Origin of the sequence: Actinomadura sp. DC4 (assembly GCF_030406325.1) — a bacterium.
Classification (GTDB): domain Bacteria; phylum Actinomycetota; class Actinomycetes; order Streptosporangiales; family Streptosporangiaceae; genus Actinoallomurus.
In genome coordinates, this window is the sequence record NZ_JAUEQY010000019.1 from 56403 (window position 1) to 73470 (window position 17068).

Here is a 17068-nt window from a genome sequence, read left to right on the forward strand (position 1 = left end):
CGTAGCCTGACCACCTGTGAAGGTAGCGGATCTTCATCCATGGCCCACGGAGGCCGGTGAGGCCGAGACGATCCAGGACCGGCTGCGCCCCCTCGCCGACCTGACCTCGCCCGGACCGGTGGCCGTACACACGGTGGCCGGCCTCGACGTGGCCTACGCCGACGACCGGCTGGCCGCCGCCGCGGTCGTGCTCGACGCCGAGAGCCTCGACGTCGTCGAGGAGGCCACGGTCATCGACCGGCCCGGCTTCCCGTACGTCCCGGGCCTGTTCGCCTTCCGCGAGCTCCCCGCGCTCGTGGACGCGCTGCGCCGGCTGAGCGTCACCCCGGACCTGCTGGTCTGCGACGGGCACGGGCTCGCGCACCCGAAGAGGTTCGGGCTCGCGTGCCACCTCGGCGTGCTGACCGGGCTGCCCTCGATCGGCGTGGGCAAGACCCACCTGGTCGGCTCCTACGACGAGCCGGGCGGCGAGCGTGGCTCCTGGAGCGCGGTCAGCGACGGCGGACAGGTCGTCGGGCGCGCCCTGCGCACGCAGACCGGCGTACGGCCGGTGTTCGTCTCGATCGGTCACCGCGCCGACCTCGACACGGCCTGCGCCCTGACCCTGCGGCTCGCTCCGCGCTACCGGCTGCCCGAGACGACGCGCCGGGCCGATCACCTGTCGAGGATGACGCTCACAGCCCGTTGAGGAAGCGCTTGGCGATCGGCGCGGCGGCCTTGGCGCCGAACCCTCCGTCCTCGACGATCACGGCGAACGCCACGTCCCCGCGGAAGCCGATGAACCACGCGTGCGTCGGCGGCTGCTTGCCGTTGTGCCCGGAGGCGTACTCCGCGGTCCCGGTCTTGCCCGCGGTGCCGGCCGGGAGTCCGGTGTCCTTGGCGGTGCCCCTCGTCACCACCGCGCGCATCATCTGGGTGAGCTGGGCGCGGGCATTCGGGTCCAGCCGGCCCGCCCTGGCCTTCTGCGGCACCGGCGGATCCGACACGAAGATCGGCGGGCGCCAGGTGCCGCTGGAGACCCCGGCGGCCACCCCGGCCATGCTGAGGGCGTTGGCGAGGTCACGGCCCTGCCCGAAGCCGGAGACGGCCATCTCCGCGTCGCTCGTCGGGGAGGGGTAGCTGCCCGCCGCGACGCGCACGCCCGGGTCGATCTTCTGGTTGAAGCCGAACAGCCCCGCCGCGCCGACCAGCCGGGCCGGGTTGAGGCGTCGCTGGGTCTGCATCGCGAAGGCGGTGTTGCACGACTGGGCGAGCGCCTCGGTGAAGGTGATGTCGCCGAGTTCCTCTCCCTCGGAGTTGTGGATCACCTGACCGCCGACGTTGGCCTTCTTGGGGCACTGCACCTTCGCGGACGGGCTGAGCCCGCTGCGCAGCAGCGCGTACGCCGTGACCACCTTGAACGTCGAGCCGGGCGGATAGGTGCCCTGCATCGCGCGGTCGAACCCGCCGGGGATGTTGGCGACCGCGAGGATCTGCCCGCTGGAGGGCCGCATGACGACCATCGAGGTCGGCTTCTTCTGCCCCTGGACGGCGGCCGCGGCGGCCCGCTGGGTGTGCAGGTCCAGAGTCGTGCGGACGTCGCGCCCCGCCTTGCCGGGGAACCCGCCCACCGTCTTGACCGGGTGGTTCGAGGCGTCGGCGACCGTGACGGACGCCGTCGGGGTGCCGGCCAGCCGCTTGTCGAAACGCTGCTGGATGCCCGACCGGCCGACGACGTCACCCTTGGCGTAGGAGGTGCCGAGCCGCTTGGCCTGCTTGTCGGTGAGCGCGCCGGTGAGGCCGACGAGCTGTTGCACCGAGCCGGACACGTCGACGCCGTCGATCAGGCTGCCGTTGGCCGCGACCACGTGGGCGCGGGCCGGCCACCGGTACGACGTGGTCAGGTGCTGGCCGGCGTGCAGGTCCGGATGGATGCTCTCCGGCGACCAGGAGACCTTCCACTTGTGGTCGCTCGTCACGAGCAGCAGCCGGCCCGAGTAGTGCCAGGTTCCCATCGGCAGGATGAGGTCGGCGGTGAACGGCGCGATCGCGTGGCCGCCGTCCTGCTTGGTCACCGTCCCGAGCTTCGTCCGTACGGTCTTCACACCGAGGCCGGTGCGCAGCAGCTGATATTGCCGGTCCATGTCGGGCGGCGGAGAGAGGGCCGCGGCGCTCATCCCCGTGCTGTCGCCGTGCTCCCAATCGGACAGGAACGTGCTCGCGGTGCTCTCCGGGCTGCCCTTGGTGCGGAACAGCACATAGGCGCCCGCCGCAAGGCCCAGGACCACGACTAGGGCCCCGGCGCCGATCGCCACCCACAGATACTTCTGTCGCACGAGTTCGTGACACTCCCCCGGATGTCTGGTCTGATCGATCATCGTAGTGTCTGGCGTCCCGTGGCCGAGGGGATCCGTGTCCCCGCCCGCGGCCAGGTCCGGACGCACACCGGAGGCGAGGTGCCATGGGCAGGCTGGATGGGAAAGTGGCGCTGATCACCGGCGGCGCCCGCGGCATGGGCGCCGCGCACGTACGGCGCTTCGTCGGCGAGGGCGCCAGAGTCGTCATCGGCGACGTGCTGGAGGAGGAGGGCGCCCAGGTCGCCGCCGAGCTCGGCGGCGCGGTCCGGTTCGTCCGCATGGACGTCACCCGCCCGGACGACTGGAAGGTCGCGGTGGACACCGCGCTGACCGTCTTCGGCGGGCTCGGCGTGCTGGTCAACAACGCCGGGATCCTCAGGTACCGGCGGATCGAGGACATGTCCGTCGAGGACTTCACCTCGATCATCGAGGTCAACCTCGTGGGGCAGTGGCTCGGCGTGAAGTCGGTCATCGAGCCGATGAAGGCGGCCGGCGGCGGCTCCATCGTGAACGTCTCCTCCACCGAGGGCTTCGTCGGCGCCACCGGGCTGTCGGCCTACAGCTCCAGCAAGTTCGGCGTACGGGGGCTGACGAAGGTCGCGGCGCGCGAGCTCGGCGAGTACGGCATCCGCGTCAACTCGATCCATCCCGGTGCGATCCTCACCCCGATGGTCACCGAGGACGCGGCGCTTGTCTCGGCCAAGGCGGAGAGCGCGGACGCGTTTCTACGGGCGCTGCCGCTCGGCCGCATGGGCGAGGCCGAAGAGGTACCCGGGCTCGTGGTGTTCCTCGCCTCGGACGAGGCGGGCTACTGCACGGGAAGCGAGTTCCTGGTCGACGGCGGGATGCTCACCGGCGCCGGCTACTGAAAGTTTGAGAGGCGCCGCCCGGGACCCGACCGCCCCTATGGCCGGGCCCCGGTGACGCCTCCCTCCAATATGGTCCAGGCTCCCCCGGTGACCGTTCGCCTCCCATTACCGCAGACGGCACCGCCCCTGGAAACGCCCGCCCACCTCGCTCCGTCGCCGCCGGCGGGCCGCACATCGCCGCGGCCGGAGCGCGTAGGCGCGGGAAGCTTAACATCGGAATCTACCGTCGTATACGACTATGGGCCGATACCTAATGTCCTTGCCATGGAGCAAGATGGGCCTCGACGGAGAGGAGACCCGTGGCCGATCATCGGATGACGGCGACGTCATACCTCGTGCTCGGGCTGCTTGCCGATGGTCCCGCGACGAGTTACCAGCTCAAGCAGAGGGTCGCCGTGAGCATCGGCAACTTCTGGGAGTTCGCGCACTCCCAGCTCTACGACGAGCCGATGCGCCTGGCCGACGCCGGGTTAGTGGAGACGAGCGCCGAGCCCGGCGGCCGGCGCAGGCGGACGTTCACCATCACCGACGCGGGCCGCGCGGAGCTGGCCGGCTGGCTCGCCGAGCCCACGCCGGCCCGTACGGACGTGCGCGACCCCGGCCTGCTCAAACTCTTCTTCGCCAAATGGGCCCAGCCGTGCGACGTCCGCAACATCGCGATCGACCAGCGCCGCTCCCACCAGGAGCGGGCCGACCACTACGAGCGCACCCACGCGCTGCTGGCCGGCTCGATCGACCGCTGGCAGCTCAAGTCCATCGAGCTCGGCATCCGCTACGAGCGCACGGTCGAGGGCTTCTGGACCGACCTCCTCACCGAACTGCCGGAGGCCTGAGAGTTCGAGACAGGCCCTAACCTCCTGCTTCGCCGGTGACGAGGGTTTCGGGCAGCCAGGTCGCCGGCTGCGCGCAGGCGCACAGGCCGTACATCGTGATCAGTTGGGCGCGGAGCACGGTGTACTCCGCGACGCTGCGCGCCGGGCGTACACGGTTGCAGGTCAGGCACAGCACAGGTCTCCCCCCTGCCGCGACCCGCCGCCGGGAGCCCCTCTCCCTGAGACTCCCGGCGGCGGGCGCCGGCGCGGCGCGCCGGATCCGTCCCCTCAAACGGCTCCGGGCGGACCGCCATCGAGCGGCTGCGTCCGGGCGTCAAAGTCGTCACCCGCCGTGCCGCGACACGCACACTAGGCGATGGCGGGTTGCAAACACGTTGCACTCGCTCGATAGCAGTACGTGACAAATACCAGGTGATGGTTTTACGTATCGGGTTGCAACGGAGCCCCCGGGCACGGATGCTCTTAGCATCCAGACCCCCATGGAGACGCTCCTGATGCGGACCAGCCACGAACGCGAACCGATCGCGGACCGTGATCGCCCCTCTCCCGACGCCGGCACCCGCCTCCTGGTGGCCGACTCGTGGCGCCGTTCGCTTGCGGCGGGCGTCGATCCGGACTTACGGTCGGCGCCGCTGGTGTTCGACGCCGACACGGTCGCCGGCGTCCGGCAGAGCCATCCGCTCAACCGCCATCTGCCCATGCTGCGCGAGACGCTCCGCGGCATGGCCGACGTCTCCTGCCACCTCATGGCGGTCACCGACGCCGAGGGGCACGTGCTGTGGAGCGAGGGCCCGCGCGCCGTGCGCCGGCGGGCCGAGGACATCGGGCTCGTCGAGGGCTTCCGCTGGACCGAGGACTCGATCGGCACCAACGGCATCGGCACCGCGCTCAGCGTCGGCGGCCCGGTCTACATCGAGTCGACCGAGCACCTCGTGAACGCCCTGCGTCCCTGGTCGTGCGTTGCCGCCCCGATCACCGATCCCGACACGGGGCAGGTGATCGGCTGCGTCGACATCAGCGGCACACAGGGCACCATGCACCCGGCCGTCATCGCGCTCGTCCAGGCCGCGGCCCGGCTCACCGAGGCGCAGCTGACGCTGGAGATGAACCTCCGCGACGCGCGCCTGCGCGACCGCTACCTCCGCCACCTGCACGGCGACGCGCGCGTGCTGGTGACGGCCACCGGGCGCGTCCTCGCGGCCGACCCGGACGGCTGGTGCGGCTCCCGCGTCGCGGTGCCGGAGGCGGGGCACCGGCTGTCGCTGCCCGACGGCCGCGCCGCCGTCGCCGAGGTCCTCGGCCAGGCGTTCGTGCTGCGCACCGTGGAGGAGGACCGGCGCTCACTGCTGCTGAGGTTCCTCGGCGACGAGCAGCCGTGCGCGTTCCTGGACCGGCGGCGGATATCGCTGTCGCTGCGCCGCGCGGAGCTGCTCGCGCTGCTGGCCCTGCATCCGCGCGGGCTGACCTGCGAGCAGTCCTCGTTCCACCTCTACGGCGACGAGGGCAACCCGGTCACCGTACGCTCCGAGATCCACCGGCTGCGGACCCAGCTCGGCGACGTCGTGCGCGGCAAGCCCTACCGCCTCGACTGCGACGTGGACGCCGACTTCCTGGCCGTACGCCGCCTGCTCGGCGCGGGAGACGTCGCCGGCGCCGTACGCCTCTATCGGGGTCCGCTGCTGCCGCGGTCGGAGTCGGCGGCCATCCGCGGTGAGCGGACCGACCTGGACACGACGCTGCGGCGGCAGCTCCTGCACCACGGCGACGTCGATGACCTGTGGGCCTACGCGCAGACCGGCGACGACCTGGAGATCCTCGGCCGGCTGACGGCGACGCTGCCTCCGGGCGACCCGCGCCGCGTTGCGGCCCAGCTACGCGAGCACCGCGCGATGGGCGATGGTTAGGGCCTGTCTCGAGGTCCCCGTCCGTCGCGCAGCCGGACAGCGGGACTTCGCAGGCCCTTAGGGCTTGCGGGGCTCTTCGACCATGTCGTCGAACTCGCCGTCCTTGACCCCGAGGATGAAGGCCTCCCACTCGTTGGGGGTGTAGTAGAGCGCGTCGCCGTCGGGCTTACTCGAATCGCGCATCACGACCATGCGGTCGGCGTGCTTGTGCTTGATCGGCACGTCCTTGCCGTCGACGAACAGGATCTCGACGGACCCGGTTTCCTCGCTCATGCGGGGCCTCTTCTAGTCAGGGGAAGACGGACGGCCCTCCCAAGGCCGCCCGGGTCAAGGCTATAGGCCCCTGCACTCCCGTCGCGGGCAGAAACGACAGGGTCGGCCATCCTCTACAGTTACTCACCAGTAACCGGTGCGGGAGGAACAGCATGATCGATCTACGGCGCGAGGGCGACGTCCACGTCCTGCGGTTCGACGACGGGGAGAACCGTTTCAGCCCGGATCTTCTGGAGGAGCTCGAGAAGGCGCTCGACTCGCTGGCGGACGAACCGGCGCCGAAGGCACTGGTGACGACCGGTACGGGCAAGTTCTACTCCAACGGCCTCGACCTGGACTGGCTCGGCCGCAACGCCGACCAGTGGGGCCCCTACGTCGCCCGGGTGCACGCGCTGTTCGCCCGCCTGCTGACCCTGCCGATGCCGACGGTCGCGGCGGTCAACGGCCACGCGTTCGCGGCCGGCGGCATGCTGACCCTCGCCCACGACCTCCGCGTGATGCGCGCCGACCGCGGGTACTTCTGCCTGCCCGAAGTCGACCTGGGCCTGCCCTTCTCCCCCGGCATGAGCGCACTGATCCAGGCGAGACTGCCGAAGGCGACGGCGCATGAGGCGATGATCACCGGCCGCCGGTACGGCGGCGGGGAGGCCCTGAGCGCCGGCATCGTCGACCGTACGGCGCCCGAGGCCGAGGTCGTCTCCGCCGCGGTCGCGCTCGCCGCTCCCCTGGCGGCCAAGGACGGCGGCACGATCGCCAAGATCCGCACGCAGATGTACGAGCCGGCACTGGCCGCGCTCGCCTAAGTCTTTACAATCTAATTCCGGTAGATATAGTAGAGAATGTGGGCCAGCGTTCCTGCGGCAGCCATCGCGTCTCGCTGGTCGTACGTACCGTCTCGTAGGTTCCTGCGCGTCCGGACCGAGACGGCGAGGGCCGGTCCCGAGTGGCAGCGGGACCGGCCCTGTCACGTCTCCAGCAGGGCGAGCAGCCGCTCGGCCCGCTGTGTGAGGGCGCCCGCCGGGTCCTCCGCCGTCAGGGACAGGAACCAGAACAGCGCGAGCAGCCGCCGGCACTCCCTCAGCCGTACGGTCTCGGCGGCGGTCAGCTCGAAGTGGCCCAGCAGCGCCGCCCCGTCCAGCACGCCGTGCCCGCTCACGTGCTCGACCGCCTCGGCGAGCTCGTACGCGCGGTCGCCGCGCCCGGAGTACTCGAAGTCGACGATCCGCACCCGGGAGCCGTCCCACAGGTAGTTGGCGAGGTTCCCGTCGCCGAGCCCGAACACGGGCGTGAGCTCGGCGTCGAAGACCTCATCCAGCCGCGGCCGCGCGACCCAGGCCGAGGCGGCCCCGAACGCCCGGGTCACGAGCGGGCCGGCGTTCGGTTCGGGCGGGCGCCGCACGCACCAGCGACGGAGGCTGCGCAGGGCTTCGCGCGGATGCAGCAGCCGGAACGGCAGCTCGGCGAGGACGTGCGCCGGAAGGGCCCGCTGCGCGGTCTCCAGCGCCTCGGCCAGCCGCGCCAGCCGCTCGGGCGTGACCGGCGCGGTGAGCGGCACCCCGCCCAGCCGCGACATCGTCACCGAGGGCGGGTCGGCCTCGAGATCGGCCCGTACCGGCCGCGGGGCCAGGTCCGGGGCGTACTCCGCCAGCAGCGTCAGCGCCCGCCACTCACGCCGGTGCTGCCCCTGGTCCCACGCCCGGAACCGCTTGACCACCACACCCGCGCCGACCTCCACCGCATGCGTGCTCACCGCGCGCTCCCCGCGTCGCCGCCGGTCCGGCCTCCGTCGCGGGCCGGACCGGCGCCGATGCTACCGGCCGACCCTGATCGTCACTGTGGCCGTACGGGTCACGGCGGGCAGCTTCGTGGTGTCGACCAGGAGGTACTCGCCGTCGTCCTGCGTGCCGTCCGGCAGCGTCTTGGCGTGCAGTTGGAACGGAGGCGTGGCATTGGTGACGCCGTCGACCCCGAAGTCGTTGTCGTTGCTGATCACGAGCGTGCGCCCGCCGTCGGTGGTCGCGACCCCCTCGACCTTGTCGTGGCCGAAGAAGCCGCCGCTCGGGTCCAGCCCGGTGACCAGCGCGCCGAGGTCGACGTCGAGGCTCTTGCGCACCGGGGTGATGCCCGCCGCGGTCAGGGCGGACAGGGACGCCGCGGTGTCGTCCTTGCCGACGAGGGCGTCGATCGTCGCGCCGCCCAGGAGCAGGCCGCCCCTGGCCCCGTCGTAGACGGCGCCGGGCACCGAGGCGCGCGGGCCGACGTCGGTCGCGCCGGCCAGGTCGACCTTGAACAGCTTCTTGTACGCGTCCGGCTCGAAGCCGCCGTCCCGCTCGTCGACGAGGAAGGTCGTGCCGCTCAGCGCGGTGATCTCGCTGACCGCGCCGCCGTTGTCCTTGGGGTCGTCCAGGAGGTAGATGTACTCATGCGTCGCCCGCGTGCGCAGGTCGTACGTCACGATGCGCAGCGTGGTGATGTTCGCCGGCTTGGCCGTGACGTCGGGCTGCTGGAGCGCCGACTGCATGATCCCGACCAGGGTCCGGCCGTCGGGGGTGACGGTGAGGCCCTCCATGCCCTTGTTCGGCACGCGCTTGGCGAGCTCGCGCGGCAGCGTCCCGTCGAACGGCGACAGCCGCTGCGTCGCCCGGCCGTTCCGGTCGAAGTGGGTGATGAACGGGCCGTACTCATCGGAGACCCAGAACCCTCCGTCGGGCATCGCGACCAGGCCCTCGGAGTCATAGCCGGAGGCGTTCGGCGCGAGGGTCACGCCGTTGAGGTCGACGAGCTTCTCACCCGTCGTGGCCTGCGGGTTCACCCGGCCGGTGTACGGGGTGCCGTCGGCCTCGCGCAGCGGGATCCTCTTCTCCAGCACCGCCTTGCCGCCGGTGAGCCGGAACCGCCCGATCGCCGGGTCGAAACCGGGCAGCGGGAGCACCTTCTCCCCATCCGGGCCGTCGACGTTCGGGCCGCGGTCGGTCAGGCCGTAGAACTCTTCGCGCGCGCCGGGCACCGGGGCCAGCGACGAGCCGTACGCTCCGCCGGTGATCGCCACTCCGCCGATCGTCGCCAGCGGCGGGAGCTGCGTGCGGTAGCGCGCGACCGCGTCGGTGACCGTGTAGGTGAAGCGGTCGGTGCCGGTGAAGCCGGCGGCGGGCGTGTAGCGGAACGAGCCGTCGGGGTTCAGGCTCAGCGAGCCGTGCGCCGGAGAAGTGTGGGTGGTCAGGGTGATCCGGTCACCGCGGTCGTTGCGGAACAGCCCGGCGCCCGTGAGGACGTGGCCGGCCCGTGCCCGGTAGGCGTCGTCGCGGGCGCTGAGGTCGTGCGCGGGCGTGGCTCCGGCGGCCCCGGCGGCCCCGATGCCGAGAACGGCCAGGGCGAGAGCCGCGGTGGCGGTGGTGTGCAGGCGATTCATCCGATCCTCCCCGGCCCGTCGCACGACGTGCCGACCGAGCAGTCTGATCAACGGGGATGGCCGGACGCGGGCCACCGGCTGTGGCCGAGGTGAATGACTTACGACGCTTGACGGTGTAAGCCCTGGTCAGCGGCGGGGTCTTTTGCGCTGTCTTCGGTCTTTATCCCGCCAAGCGCTTGATGTACCCTCAGTAACTGAACAAGCACATAATGTGAGAGTCTTCCGGGGCGAACAGGGGGTGGCGCAGTCCATGGCGCATGCGCCGCCCGGCCCCCCGATCTCCGATCGACGGCAGTCCTGCCCGACACACCGATCGCCCAGGCACTGATTCCCCAACCTTGGAGACATCTCCTCATGTCGATGACCGCACCGGTCTCCGGCCCCGCTGTCGTCCCCCGCCGCTGGATCGCCCTGGTCTTCATCGCCCTGGCCCAGCTGATGGTCGTGCTCGACGCGACCGTCGTGAACATCGCCCTGCCCTCCGCGCAGAAGGCGCTGCGCATCTCCGACGCGAACCGCCAGTGGATGATCACCGCCTACACGCTCGCGTTCGGCGGCCTGCTGCTGTTCGGCGGCCGGGTCGGCGACCTCATCGGCCGGAAACGGGCCTTCCTCATCGGCCTGGTCGGCTTCGCAGGGGCCTCGTCCCTCGGCGGCGCCGCCGCGAACGAGGGCATGCTGCTCGCCGCGCGTGCGCTGCAGGGCGCGTTCGGCGCGCTGCTCGCCCCGGCCGCGCTGTCCCTGCTCGCGGTGACGTTCACCGCCTCGAAGGAGCGCGCCAAGGCGTTCGGCGTCTACGGCGCCATCGCGGGCGGCGGCGCGGCCATCGGCCTGATCGTCGGCGGCCTGCTCACCGAATACCTCAACTGGCGCTGGGCGCTCTACGTCAACGTGCCGATCGCGGCGATCGGGCTGGCCGGCGGGCTGGTGTTCGTCCACGACCCGGTCACCACGCGCTCCCGCAGCCGCCTCGACCTGCCCGGCGTCGCCCTGGTCACCGCGGGCCTGATCGCGCTGGTCTACGGCTTCACCCGCGCCGAGTCCGAGGGCTGGCGCGAACGCGGCGTGATCGCGCTGCTCGTGGCGGCATGCGTGCTGCTGGTGACGTTCGTCGTCGTGGAGAGCCTGGCCCGTACGCCGCTGCTGCCGCTGCGGGTGATCCTCGACCGCAACCGCGGCGGCGCGTACCTCTCGGTGGGCCTGTCGGTGATCGGCATGTTCGGGCTCTTCCTGTTCATGACGTACTACCTGCAGACGGTCAAGCGCTACTCCCCCGTCGAGACCGGGCTGGCGTTCCTGCCGCTGACCGCGGGCATGATTACCGGCTCGACGCAGATCTCGGCCCGGCTGATGAACCACGTGCCCGCGCGCCTGCTCATGGTGCCAGGGCTGCTCGTCGGCGCCGGCGGCATCGCGCTGCTCACCCGGCTGCAGCCCGACAGCTCGTACGCCGGGCTCGTGCTGCCCGCGCAGATCCTGCTGGGCCTCGGGCTGGGCACGGCGCTCATGCCCGCGATGAACCTCGCCACGGCGGGCGTCGACCCACGCGACGCCGGGGTCGCCGCGGCCATGGTCAACACCTCCCAGCAGATCGGCGGCTCGCTCGGCACGGCGCTGCTCAACACCATCGGCGCGACCGCGACCACCTCCTATCTCGCGGCCCACGCACAGGGGCCGCCGTCGCCGTCGCTCACGGCGGCGGGCCTCGTGCACGGCTTCGTCGTCGCGTTCTGGTGGGCGATGGGCGTCATCGGCCTGGCCGCGCTCGCCGTCGCCGTGCTCATCAACAGCAGGGGCGAGCGCCGGGCCGCGCGGGTCCTCGCCGAGCCCGGCATCGAGACGCCCGTCGCGGCCGAGGCCCCGGAGGTACGCGAGTTCGCCTCCGTGGGCGCGCACGCCGACCGGCCCGACGACGGCACCACGTTCGGCCCGGCCGAGCCGGCGTACGCGTCGGTGGCGGGTGCCGGGGGGTTCGGCGACGCCGGCACCCGGGTGCGCGGGCGCGTGCGCGGCAGTGAGGGCGTGCCGGTCTCCGGCGCGGCGCTCACCCTGATCGACCTGGGCGGGCGCCAGGTCGACCGGGCCGTCACGCGGGCCGACGGGTCGTACGCGCTGACCGCGCCGGTGGCGGGCTCGTACATGCTGATCACGGCCGCCGACGGACACCGGCCGCAGGCCGCGACGGTCGTGGTCGGCGACCGCCCGCTCGGCTACGACGTGGCGCTGTCGGGCACCGCCGGTCTGGCCGGGGTGGTGCGCAGTGCCACGACCGGCGGCCATGTGAGCGGCGCGATGGTGGTGGTGACCGACGCCGACGGCGAGGTGGTCGCCTCGGCCGCGACCGGGCCGGGCGGGGAGTTCTCCTTCGACGACCTGGTCTCCGGGACGTTCGTCGTGGCGGTGAGCGCGGGCGGCCACCGGCCGGGCGTGGTGCCGGTCGACGTCGCGGGCCAGGGCACGACGCGGTGTGAGGTGGAGCTGCCGGCCGGCGCGCGCCTGCACGGCACCGTACGCGCCGGGACCGACGACCTGCTGCTCGCCGACGCCCGGGTCACGCTCGTGGACGCCGCCGGAAACGTCGTGGCCACCGCCACCACCGGCCCCGACGGGGCGTACTCCTTCGAGGACCTCGACCCCGGCCCGTACACCGTGATCGCCAGCGGCTATCCGCCCGTCGCCGCCGCCCTGACCGTCGACGACGCCGGCGCCGAGTCGTTCGGCCTCACCCTCAGCCATCCCGAGGAGAACTGACGTGACGCACGTGGCAAGGGACGACCGCGGCCTGCGCGCCCGGATTCGTACCAAGGACGGCTGGGCCGTGCCCCACGCGGTCGTCACGGTCGCGGACATGACCGGCCAGCAGGTCTCCCGCGCCCAGGCCGACTCCGAGGGCGTCGTCCGCACCGGGCCGCTGCCGGCCGGGCGCTACACCGCGATCGTCTCGGCCATCGGGTACGCCCCGGCGGCCTCGACCGCCAGGGTCGGACCGGCCGGCGCCGCCGAGCTCGGCACCGTCACGCTGGCCCGCCGGACCGGCGCCGACCTGCCCCTTCCGGGGCCGTGGACCATCGACCCGGCGCACTCGAGCATCATGGTCACGGTCCGGCACCTCGGGCTTTCCAGCGTGCACGGGCGGTTCGGGGAGTTCGGCGGGCGCATCGACGTCGCCGAGCCGGTCGAGCGATCGCGGGTGACCGCCGAGATCAAGGCCGCCACGATCGACACGGCCAACTCCCTGCGCGACGAGCACCTGCGCGGCGCCGACTTCCTCGACGTCGAGCGCTTTCCGCTGATCGCCTACGTCGGCCGGCGGGTGGTCCCGGCGAGCGGCGACCGCTGGACGGTCCACGGCGACCTCGCGCTCAAGGACGTCCGGCGCGCGGTCGAGCTGGACCTGTCCTACCTCGGCGTCGGCCCGGACCCGTGGGGCGGCTTCCGTGCCGCGTTCCGCGCGACCACCGAGCTGCGGCGCGAGGACTTCGCGATGGTCTACAACCAGATCCTGTCGGCCGGCATCGGCGCCATCGGGACCACGCTCCGCGTCACCCTCGACATCCAGGCCGTACGCGGAGAGCGGCTGCCCTCGGGGTGAGGGGTCTCAGCGCGGCGGTGAGAACGACGGCCCGCCGTCCTGGACGGACCGGGTGCGCTCGGCCAGGCCGGCGGCCACGCCGTCCAGGTGGAGCCCCTGGCCGTTCAGGTCACGGATCAGGGTGTCCATGATGGTCAGCGTGACGTGCAGGAAGACGTCCGGCGCGAGGCGGCGCACCTCGGACTCGTACACCCGATGGGCCTCGGGGTTGCCGGTCAGCGCGGCCAGCACCCCGGAGCGCACACGCTGGCTCATCGTGCGCCACACCTGCTCGCGCTCGGGGATCGCGCCCGTGCGCCAGGGGCCGTTGTAGTCGAGCGAGCGGACCAGCTCGTCGGCCGACGAGCCCGTGCGCAGGTCCCACAGCACCGCCCAGAGTGCGATCAGCCAGTTCATCCCGGTGAGCACGCGCAGCGGGTCGGTGTCCATCGCGCCGAACAGCTCGGCCTGCGGCTGGTCGGTCTCCCGGAACGCGAGCGCCTCGATGCGGACGACGTCCTCCATCGCCAGCAGCTCGGAGGGCGGCCTCCGGAGTACGGTCATGCGTCCTGAGGCCGTGTCCCGCAACTCGACGCCGTCGCCCTCGGGAAGAGTCGACCAGGTGTACGGCCCCGACATGATCACAATCGTAGGACGGCTGCGGGCCGACCGAGGTTCCCGGATGGCTGTGCCCGGATGCGGTCACCCCCCGGCGTCCGCGATGCCCTCATGGCCGCCATCTTAGAGTGTCGGCGGCCGCCTCTATTCTGAGCGGCGTGAATATCGGACCTCGCCATGGCTGACCGCGCGCGCGGCGCGCCTTCGACCGAGACGACCGTGCGCGCGGAGGACTGGGACGGGCGCGACCTCACCGACGAACGCCATGAGCGGGTCGAGTTCGTCGACGTGGACCTGACCGAGACCGTGAGCCGGGGGGCGTTCTTCTCCGGCTGCGCGTTCCGCGGCGTACGATTCAACGCCTCCGAGCACACCAACTCGGCGTTCACCAACTGCACGTTCACGCGGTGCTCGTTCTTCGACGCCACCTTCACCGGGTGCAAGCTCGTCGGCAGCGCCTTCGACTCGTGCACCTACGGGCTCCTCAAGGTCTCCGGCGGCGACTGGTCCTTCGCCACGATGCCCCGCGCCGACCTCGGCGGCTCGGTCCTCACCGGCGTGCGCATGCGCGAGGCCGACCTGACCGGGGCGCGGTTCGGCGGCGCGACGCTGCACCGCGTCGACCTGTCCGGGGCGTCGCTCCAGCGCGCCGACCTGACCGGCTGCGACCTGCGCGGCAGCGACCTGTCGGCGCTCGACCCGCTCACCGCCGAGCTGAAGGGCGCCGTGATCGACCCGGGCCAGGCCATGCTGATCGCCACCGCCCTCGGCCTGGAGGTCCGGCCGGAGCTGAGCGCGTGAGCGCCGTCCGCCGGGCGGGCCCCGGCGACTCGGCGGCCCTCGCGCGCATGCGGGCCGTGATGCTGCAGGACATGGGCAAGGACTCCGGCGACGGCGACCGGGCGCGGCTCGCGGTGGGGCCGCGGGCACGCGCGCGCGTGCCTGGAGGCGCTGCTCGCCTCGCCGAGACCGAGGCGTGGACGATCAACCTGAACGCCGGCGAACACGGCCGGGCCTCCAGCACGCCGCCGGTTTCACCGCCCCGCGTCATCCGGCCCTGCGGCTGATCGTCGACCGGGTTTCCGGGAGGCTGAGACCATACGATCGGGGTGTGGCGAACAAGGTCGGGCTGCTCTATCGCGACCTCGGCGTGGCCGACGTCTCGGTCGGTGACGGACGGCGCGGAAACGCGCTGTCGAGCGAGGACTGGCGCGAGCTGGAGCAGACGTTCCGGCACCTGGCCGCCGACGACCAGCTGCGCGCCGTGGTCGTACGCGGCCAGGGCGGCACGTTCAGCTCCGGCTCGGACATGCGCGAGTGGGTCCAGGCCGACCGTACGGACGTCGCGGACAGTTTCGCCGCGATGGAGGCGGCCTTCACCGCGATCGAGGACCTGCCGGTCCCGGTGATCGCGGAGGTCGAGGGCGTGGCGGCGGGCGCGGGCTGCCAGCTCGCCCTCGCCTGCGACCTGCGGGTCCTCGCCGAGACGGCGCGCATCGGGATGCCGATCGCCCGGCTGGGCATCCTCGTGAGCCCGCCGTTCGCGGCGCGGCTGAGCGTGCTGGCCGGGCCGGGGGTCGCGCGGGAGCTGCTGTACACCGGCCGCCTGGTCTCGGCCGAGGAGGCGGTACGCCTGGGCCTGGCGACGCGGAGCGTACCCGCCGAGCAACTGGCCGCGACCACCCGCCGGCTGGTCCTGACGGTCGCCCGCCATCCGGGCTCGGCCATCCGCGCCGCCAAGCACGCCGTCGACGTCGCCCTCGCCCCGGCCCGCGCCGCCGCCAAGGCCCAGGCCGCGGGGCCACCGGTGGCCTACGACGACTTCCAGCGCGGCATCATGACCTTCCTCACCCGCGACCCCACCCGCACCGACGACGACCCCGCCCAAGGCTGAGCGTCAGCGGACGAGTTCGTCCAGGAGACGTCCCAGCTCCGCGGCCGGGTTGGCGGTCAGCCCCGCGTGGACCGGGCCGGTCTGGACGACCGTGCTCCTCGGGGCGGTCAGCCACCGGAACCGGCTGCCGAGCGGCTCGTCCGCAGCCTGGCCCGCGTGCGGGGTGCCCGCGCACGTGCACTCCATCGCGGTCAGGGTCGCCCGTACCCCGTCCAGGTCCAGCGCCGGGTTCAGCGCCCGGAGCCGCGCGGCGTCGAGGTGGACACCGCAGTCCAGGAAGTCGCGCGCCTGGCAGTAGAGGATCACACCGACGTTCATGAACTCGCCGCGTTCGACCCGGGGCACCACGCGCAGCGCGGCGTACTCGAAGACGTTCATCGGCGCAGCCAGCCCGGTCGTCCGGCGCCGCGCGGGGCGGGCGGCCGGGCCGGGCGTACCGGGCCGACCTCGGGCAACCAGGCCTCCGGCGCGGCGGCGCGGGCGTGCAGCTGGGCCACGTACGCGTCGGCGACGTCCGCCGCGGACGCGAAGCCGGGCTCGTCCTCCAGCCACCCTGCGGGCACCAGGTCCACGATCTCCCGCAGCAGGTCGTCGGTGACCAGCGGCCTCAGCCGCCGGCCGGCCGCCGCGAGCGCCGCGTCGTCGACGAACGTCGCCAGGACGTGGTCGCCCGCCTCGTAGGGCTTGGCGAGGAGTTTGGCGGCGCTCGCCCACGCGTGGTGGAAGTAGAGGCTCGCGCCGTGGTCGATCAGCCACACGTCGCGGTGCCAGATGAGGAGGTTGGGGTTGCGCCAGCTCCGGTCGACGTTGCCGATGAGGGCGTCGAACCACAGGACCTCCGCCGCGAACGAGGGGTCCGGCGTCCACGCCAGCGGGTCGAAGCCGAGTGAGCCCGGCAGGTAGTCGATGCCGAGGTTGCGGCCCGAGCTCGCCTTGAGCAGGTCCTGGACGTCGGGGTCGGGCTCGTGCCGGCCGATCACCGGGTCGAGGTCGACCGTGACGATGTCGGGCATCCGCAGGCCGAGCCGGCGGGCCAGCTCGCCGGCGATGACCTCGGCGACCAGCGCCTTGCGCCCCTGCCCGGCGCCGTGGAACTTCACGACGTACGTGCCGAGGTCGTCGGCCTCGACGATCGCGGGCAGCGACCCGCCTTCGCGCAGCGGCGTCACGTATCGGGTGGCTGTGACGTTGGGGAGCACGCGCATACGTTATCGGGGGTGTGGCGGCATGCGAGCGATGCGCACGCGCATGCCGCCCCCGAAAGCCACGGCCCAGGCGGACAGGCCCCGGAACCGCCCGCCCGGGGCGTGTGAATGGTAAGCGCACCGTCGCGGACCGGTGTGATGCATTTGTCACACGCG

At 72.5% G+C, this 17068-nt stretch carries 18 protein-coding genes; 10 read left to right on the top strand and 8 right to left on the bottom strand.

Annotated elements, in window-relative coordinates; translation table 11 throughout:
* The first annotated feature begins 16 nt into the window (after positions 1–16).
* Entirely contained in the window at positions 17–688 is a 672-nt protein-coding gene (locus QWU11_RS28400; protein ID WP_290117505.1) for an endonuclease V, read from the top strand.
* On the opposite strand, the gene QWU11_RS28405 is transcribed toward QWU11_RS28400, so the two are convergent.
* Positions 675–2315 (bottom strand): penicillin-binding transpeptidase domain-containing protein, encoded by a 1641-nt coding sequence (locus QWU11_RS28405; RefSeq protein WP_290117506.1) that lies wholly within the window; start codon positions 2313–2315, stop codon positions 675–677. The genes QWU11_RS28400 and QWU11_RS28405 overlap by 14 nt on opposite strands.
* Positions 2316–2440: 125 nt before the next feature.
* Between QWU11_RS28405 and QWU11_RS28410 the strand changes: the two genes are divergently transcribed.
* Both QWU11_RS28410 and QWU11_RS28415 read left to right on the top strand, forming a co-directional pair.
* Positions 2441–3205 (top strand): glucose 1-dehydrogenase, encoded by a 765-nt coding sequence (locus QWU11_RS28410; RefSeq protein WP_290117507.1) that lies wholly within the window; start codon positions 2441–2443, stop codon positions 3203–3205.
* Positions 3206–3504: 299 nt separating this feature from the next.
* Entirely contained in the window at positions 3505–4038 is a 534-nt protein-coding gene (locus QWU11_RS28415) for a PadR family transcriptional regulator (protein WP_290117508.1), read from the top strand.
* A 16-nt stretch (positions 4039–4054) separates the two neighbouring features.
* Here the strand turns inward: QWU11_RS28415 and QWU11_RS28420 are convergent, their stop codons facing one another.
* Positions 4055–4213 carry a hypothetical protein gene (locus QWU11_RS28420; protein ID WP_290117509.1) on the bottom strand — a complete coding sequence of 53 codons (159 nt, stop codon included), beginning with the start codon at positions 4211–4213 and terminating at the stop codon, positions 4055–4057.
* A 304-nt stretch (positions 4214–4517) separates the two neighbouring features.
* Here QWU11_RS28420 and QWU11_RS28425 point away from each other — a divergent pair, with 304 nt between their 5' ends.
* Positions 4518–5942 carry a GAF domain-containing protein gene (locus QWU11_RS28425; protein WP_290117510.1) on the top strand — a complete coding sequence of 475 codons (1425 nt, stop codon included), beginning with the start codon at positions 4518–4520 and terminating at the stop codon, positions 5940–5942.
* 57 nt (positions 5943–5999) lie between these two features.
* Here QWU11_RS28425 and QWU11_RS28430 read toward each other — a convergent pair whose 3' ends face one another.
* Positions 6000–6215, bottom strand: a complete 216-nt coding sequence (locus QWU11_RS28430) for a DUF397 domain-containing protein (protein WP_290117511.1) — start codon at positions 6213–6215, stop codon at positions 6000–6002.
* Between the two features lie 152 nt (positions 6216–6367).
* Between QWU11_RS28430 and QWU11_RS28435 the strand changes: the two genes are divergently transcribed.
* Positions 6368–7018, top strand: coding sequence for an enoyl-CoA hydratase/isomerase family protein (locus QWU11_RS28435; protein ID WP_290117512.1), 651 nt, complete (start codon positions 6368–6370; stop codon positions 7016–7018).
* A gap of 161 nt (positions 7019–7179) precedes the next feature.
* Here QWU11_RS28435 and QWU11_RS28440 read toward each other — a convergent pair whose 3' ends face one another.
* Entirely contained in the window at positions 7180–7965 is a 786-nt protein-coding gene (locus tag QWU11_RS28440) for a phosphotransferase (RefSeq protein WP_290117513.1), read from the bottom strand.
* Positions 7966–8025: 60 nt separating this feature from the next.
* Positions 8026–9624, bottom strand: a complete 1599-nt coding sequence (locus QWU11_RS28445; RefSeq protein ID WP_290117514.1) for an esterase-like activity of phytase family protein — start codon at positions 9622–9624, stop codon at positions 8026–8028.
* 360 nt (positions 9625–9984) lie between these two features.
* Between QWU11_RS28445 and QWU11_RS28450 the strand changes: the two genes are divergently transcribed.
* Together QWU11_RS28450 and QWU11_RS28455 are read left to right on the top strand one after the other, a co-directional pair.
* The gene (locus QWU11_RS28450; protein WP_290117515.1) at positions 9985–12375 is read left to right on the top strand and encodes an MFS transporter; all 2391 of its coding nucleotides are present in this window, start codon (positions 9985–9987) and stop codon (positions 12373–12375) included.
* A gap of 1 nt (position 12376) precedes the next feature.
* Positions 12377–13216: a YceI family protein gene (locus tag QWU11_RS28455; RefSeq protein WP_290117516.1), complete on the top strand. Its 840-nt coding sequence runs from the start codon at positions 12377–12379 to the stop codon at positions 13214–13216.
* Between the two features lie 6 nt (positions 13217–13222).
* On the opposite strand, the gene QWU11_RS28460 is transcribed toward QWU11_RS28455, so the two are convergent.
* Positions 13223–13834: a hypothetical protein gene (locus tag QWU11_RS28460; protein ID WP_290117517.1), complete on the bottom strand. Its 612-nt coding sequence runs from the start codon at positions 13832–13834 to the stop codon at positions 13223–13225.
* Between the two features lie 156 nt (positions 13835–13990).
* Between QWU11_RS28460 and QWU11_RS28465 the strand changes: the two genes are divergently transcribed.
* The 3 genes from QWU11_RS28465 to QWU11_RS28475 are packed head-to-tail and all read left to right on the top strand — an operon-like array spanning position 13991 to position 15707.
* Complete coding sequence (locus tag QWU11_RS28465) at positions 13991–14614, top strand: pentapeptide repeat-containing protein (protein ID WP_290117518.1); 624 nt, start codon at positions 13991–13993, stop codon at positions 14612–14614.
* On the top strand, positions 14611–14880 hold the full coding sequence (locus tag QWU11_RS28470; RefSeq protein ID WP_290117519.1) for a hypothetical protein: 270 nt from the start codon (positions 14611–14613) through the stop codon (positions 14878–14880). Before QWU11_RS28465 ends, QWU11_RS28470 begins: the two co-directional genes overlap by 4 nt.
* Before the next feature lie 44 nt (positions 14881–14924).
* On the top strand, positions 14925–15707 hold the full coding sequence (locus QWU11_RS28475; RefSeq protein ID WP_290117520.1) for an enoyl-CoA hydratase/isomerase family protein: 783 nt from the start codon (positions 14925–14927) through the stop codon (positions 15705–15707).
* A gap of 3 nt (positions 15708–15710) precedes the next feature.
* Here the strand turns inward: QWU11_RS28475 and QWU11_RS28480 are convergent, their stop codons facing one another.
* Both QWU11_RS28480 and QWU11_RS28485 read right to left on the bottom strand, forming a co-directional pair.
* Positions 15711–16085, bottom strand: coding sequence for a DUF3037 domain-containing protein (locus QWU11_RS28480; RefSeq protein WP_290117521.1), 375 nt, complete (start codon positions 16083–16085; stop codon positions 15711–15713).
* A complete protein-coding gene (locus tag QWU11_RS28485) occupies positions 16082–16912 on the bottom strand; it encodes a HipA family kinase (RefSeq protein WP_290117522.1) in 831 nt (276 codons plus the stop codon). Before QWU11_RS28485 ends, QWU11_RS28480 begins: the two co-directional genes overlap by 4 nt.
* Positions 16913–17068 lie beyond the last annotated feature (156 nt).

What these genes read in the sequence shown, in the direction of transcription:
- QWU11_RS28410 (WP_290117507.1), top strand. Translation starts at nt 2,441, where the DNA reads ATGGGCAGGCTGGATGGGAAAGTGGCGCTGATCACCGGCGGCGCCCGC.
- QWU11_RS28425 (WP_290117510.1), top strand. Translation starts at nt 4,518, where the DNA reads ATGGAGACGCTCCTGATGCGGACCAGCCACGAACGCGAACCGATCGCG.
- QWU11_RS28430 (WP_290117511.1), bottom strand. Translation starts at nt 6,215, where the DNA reads ATGAGCGAGGAAACCGGGTCCGTCGAGATCCTGTTCGTCGACGGCAAG.
- QWU11_RS28435 (WP_290117512.1), top strand. Translation starts at nt 6,368, where the DNA reads ATGATCGATCTACGGCGCGAGGGCGACGTCCACGTCCTGCGGTTCGAC.
- QWU11_RS28445 (WP_290117514.1), bottom strand. Translation starts at nt 9,624, where the DNA reads ATGAATCGCCTGCACACCACCGCCACCGCGGCTCTCGCCCTGGCCGTT.
- QWU11_RS28450 (WP_290117515.1), top strand. Translation starts at nt 9,985, where the DNA reads ATGACCGCACCGGTCTCCGGCCCCGCTGTCGTCCCCCGCCGCTGGATC.
- QWU11_RS28460 (WP_290117517.1), bottom strand. Translation starts at nt 13,834, where the DNA reads ATGTCGGGGCCGTACACCTGGTCGACTCTTCCCGAGGGCGACGGCGTC.
- QWU11_RS28465 (WP_290117518.1), top strand. Translation starts at nt 13,991, where the DNA reads ATGGCTGACCGCGCGCGCGGCGCGCCTTCGACCGAGACGACCGTGCGC.
- QWU11_RS28480 (WP_290117521.1), bottom strand. Translation starts at nt 16,085, where the DNA reads ATGAACGTCTTCGAGTACGCCGCGCTGCGCGTGGTGCCCCGGGTCGAA.
- QWU11_RS28485 (WP_290117522.1), bottom strand. Translation starts at nt 16,912, where the DNA reads ATGCGCGTGCTCCCCAACGTCACAGCCACCCGATACGTGACGCCGCTG.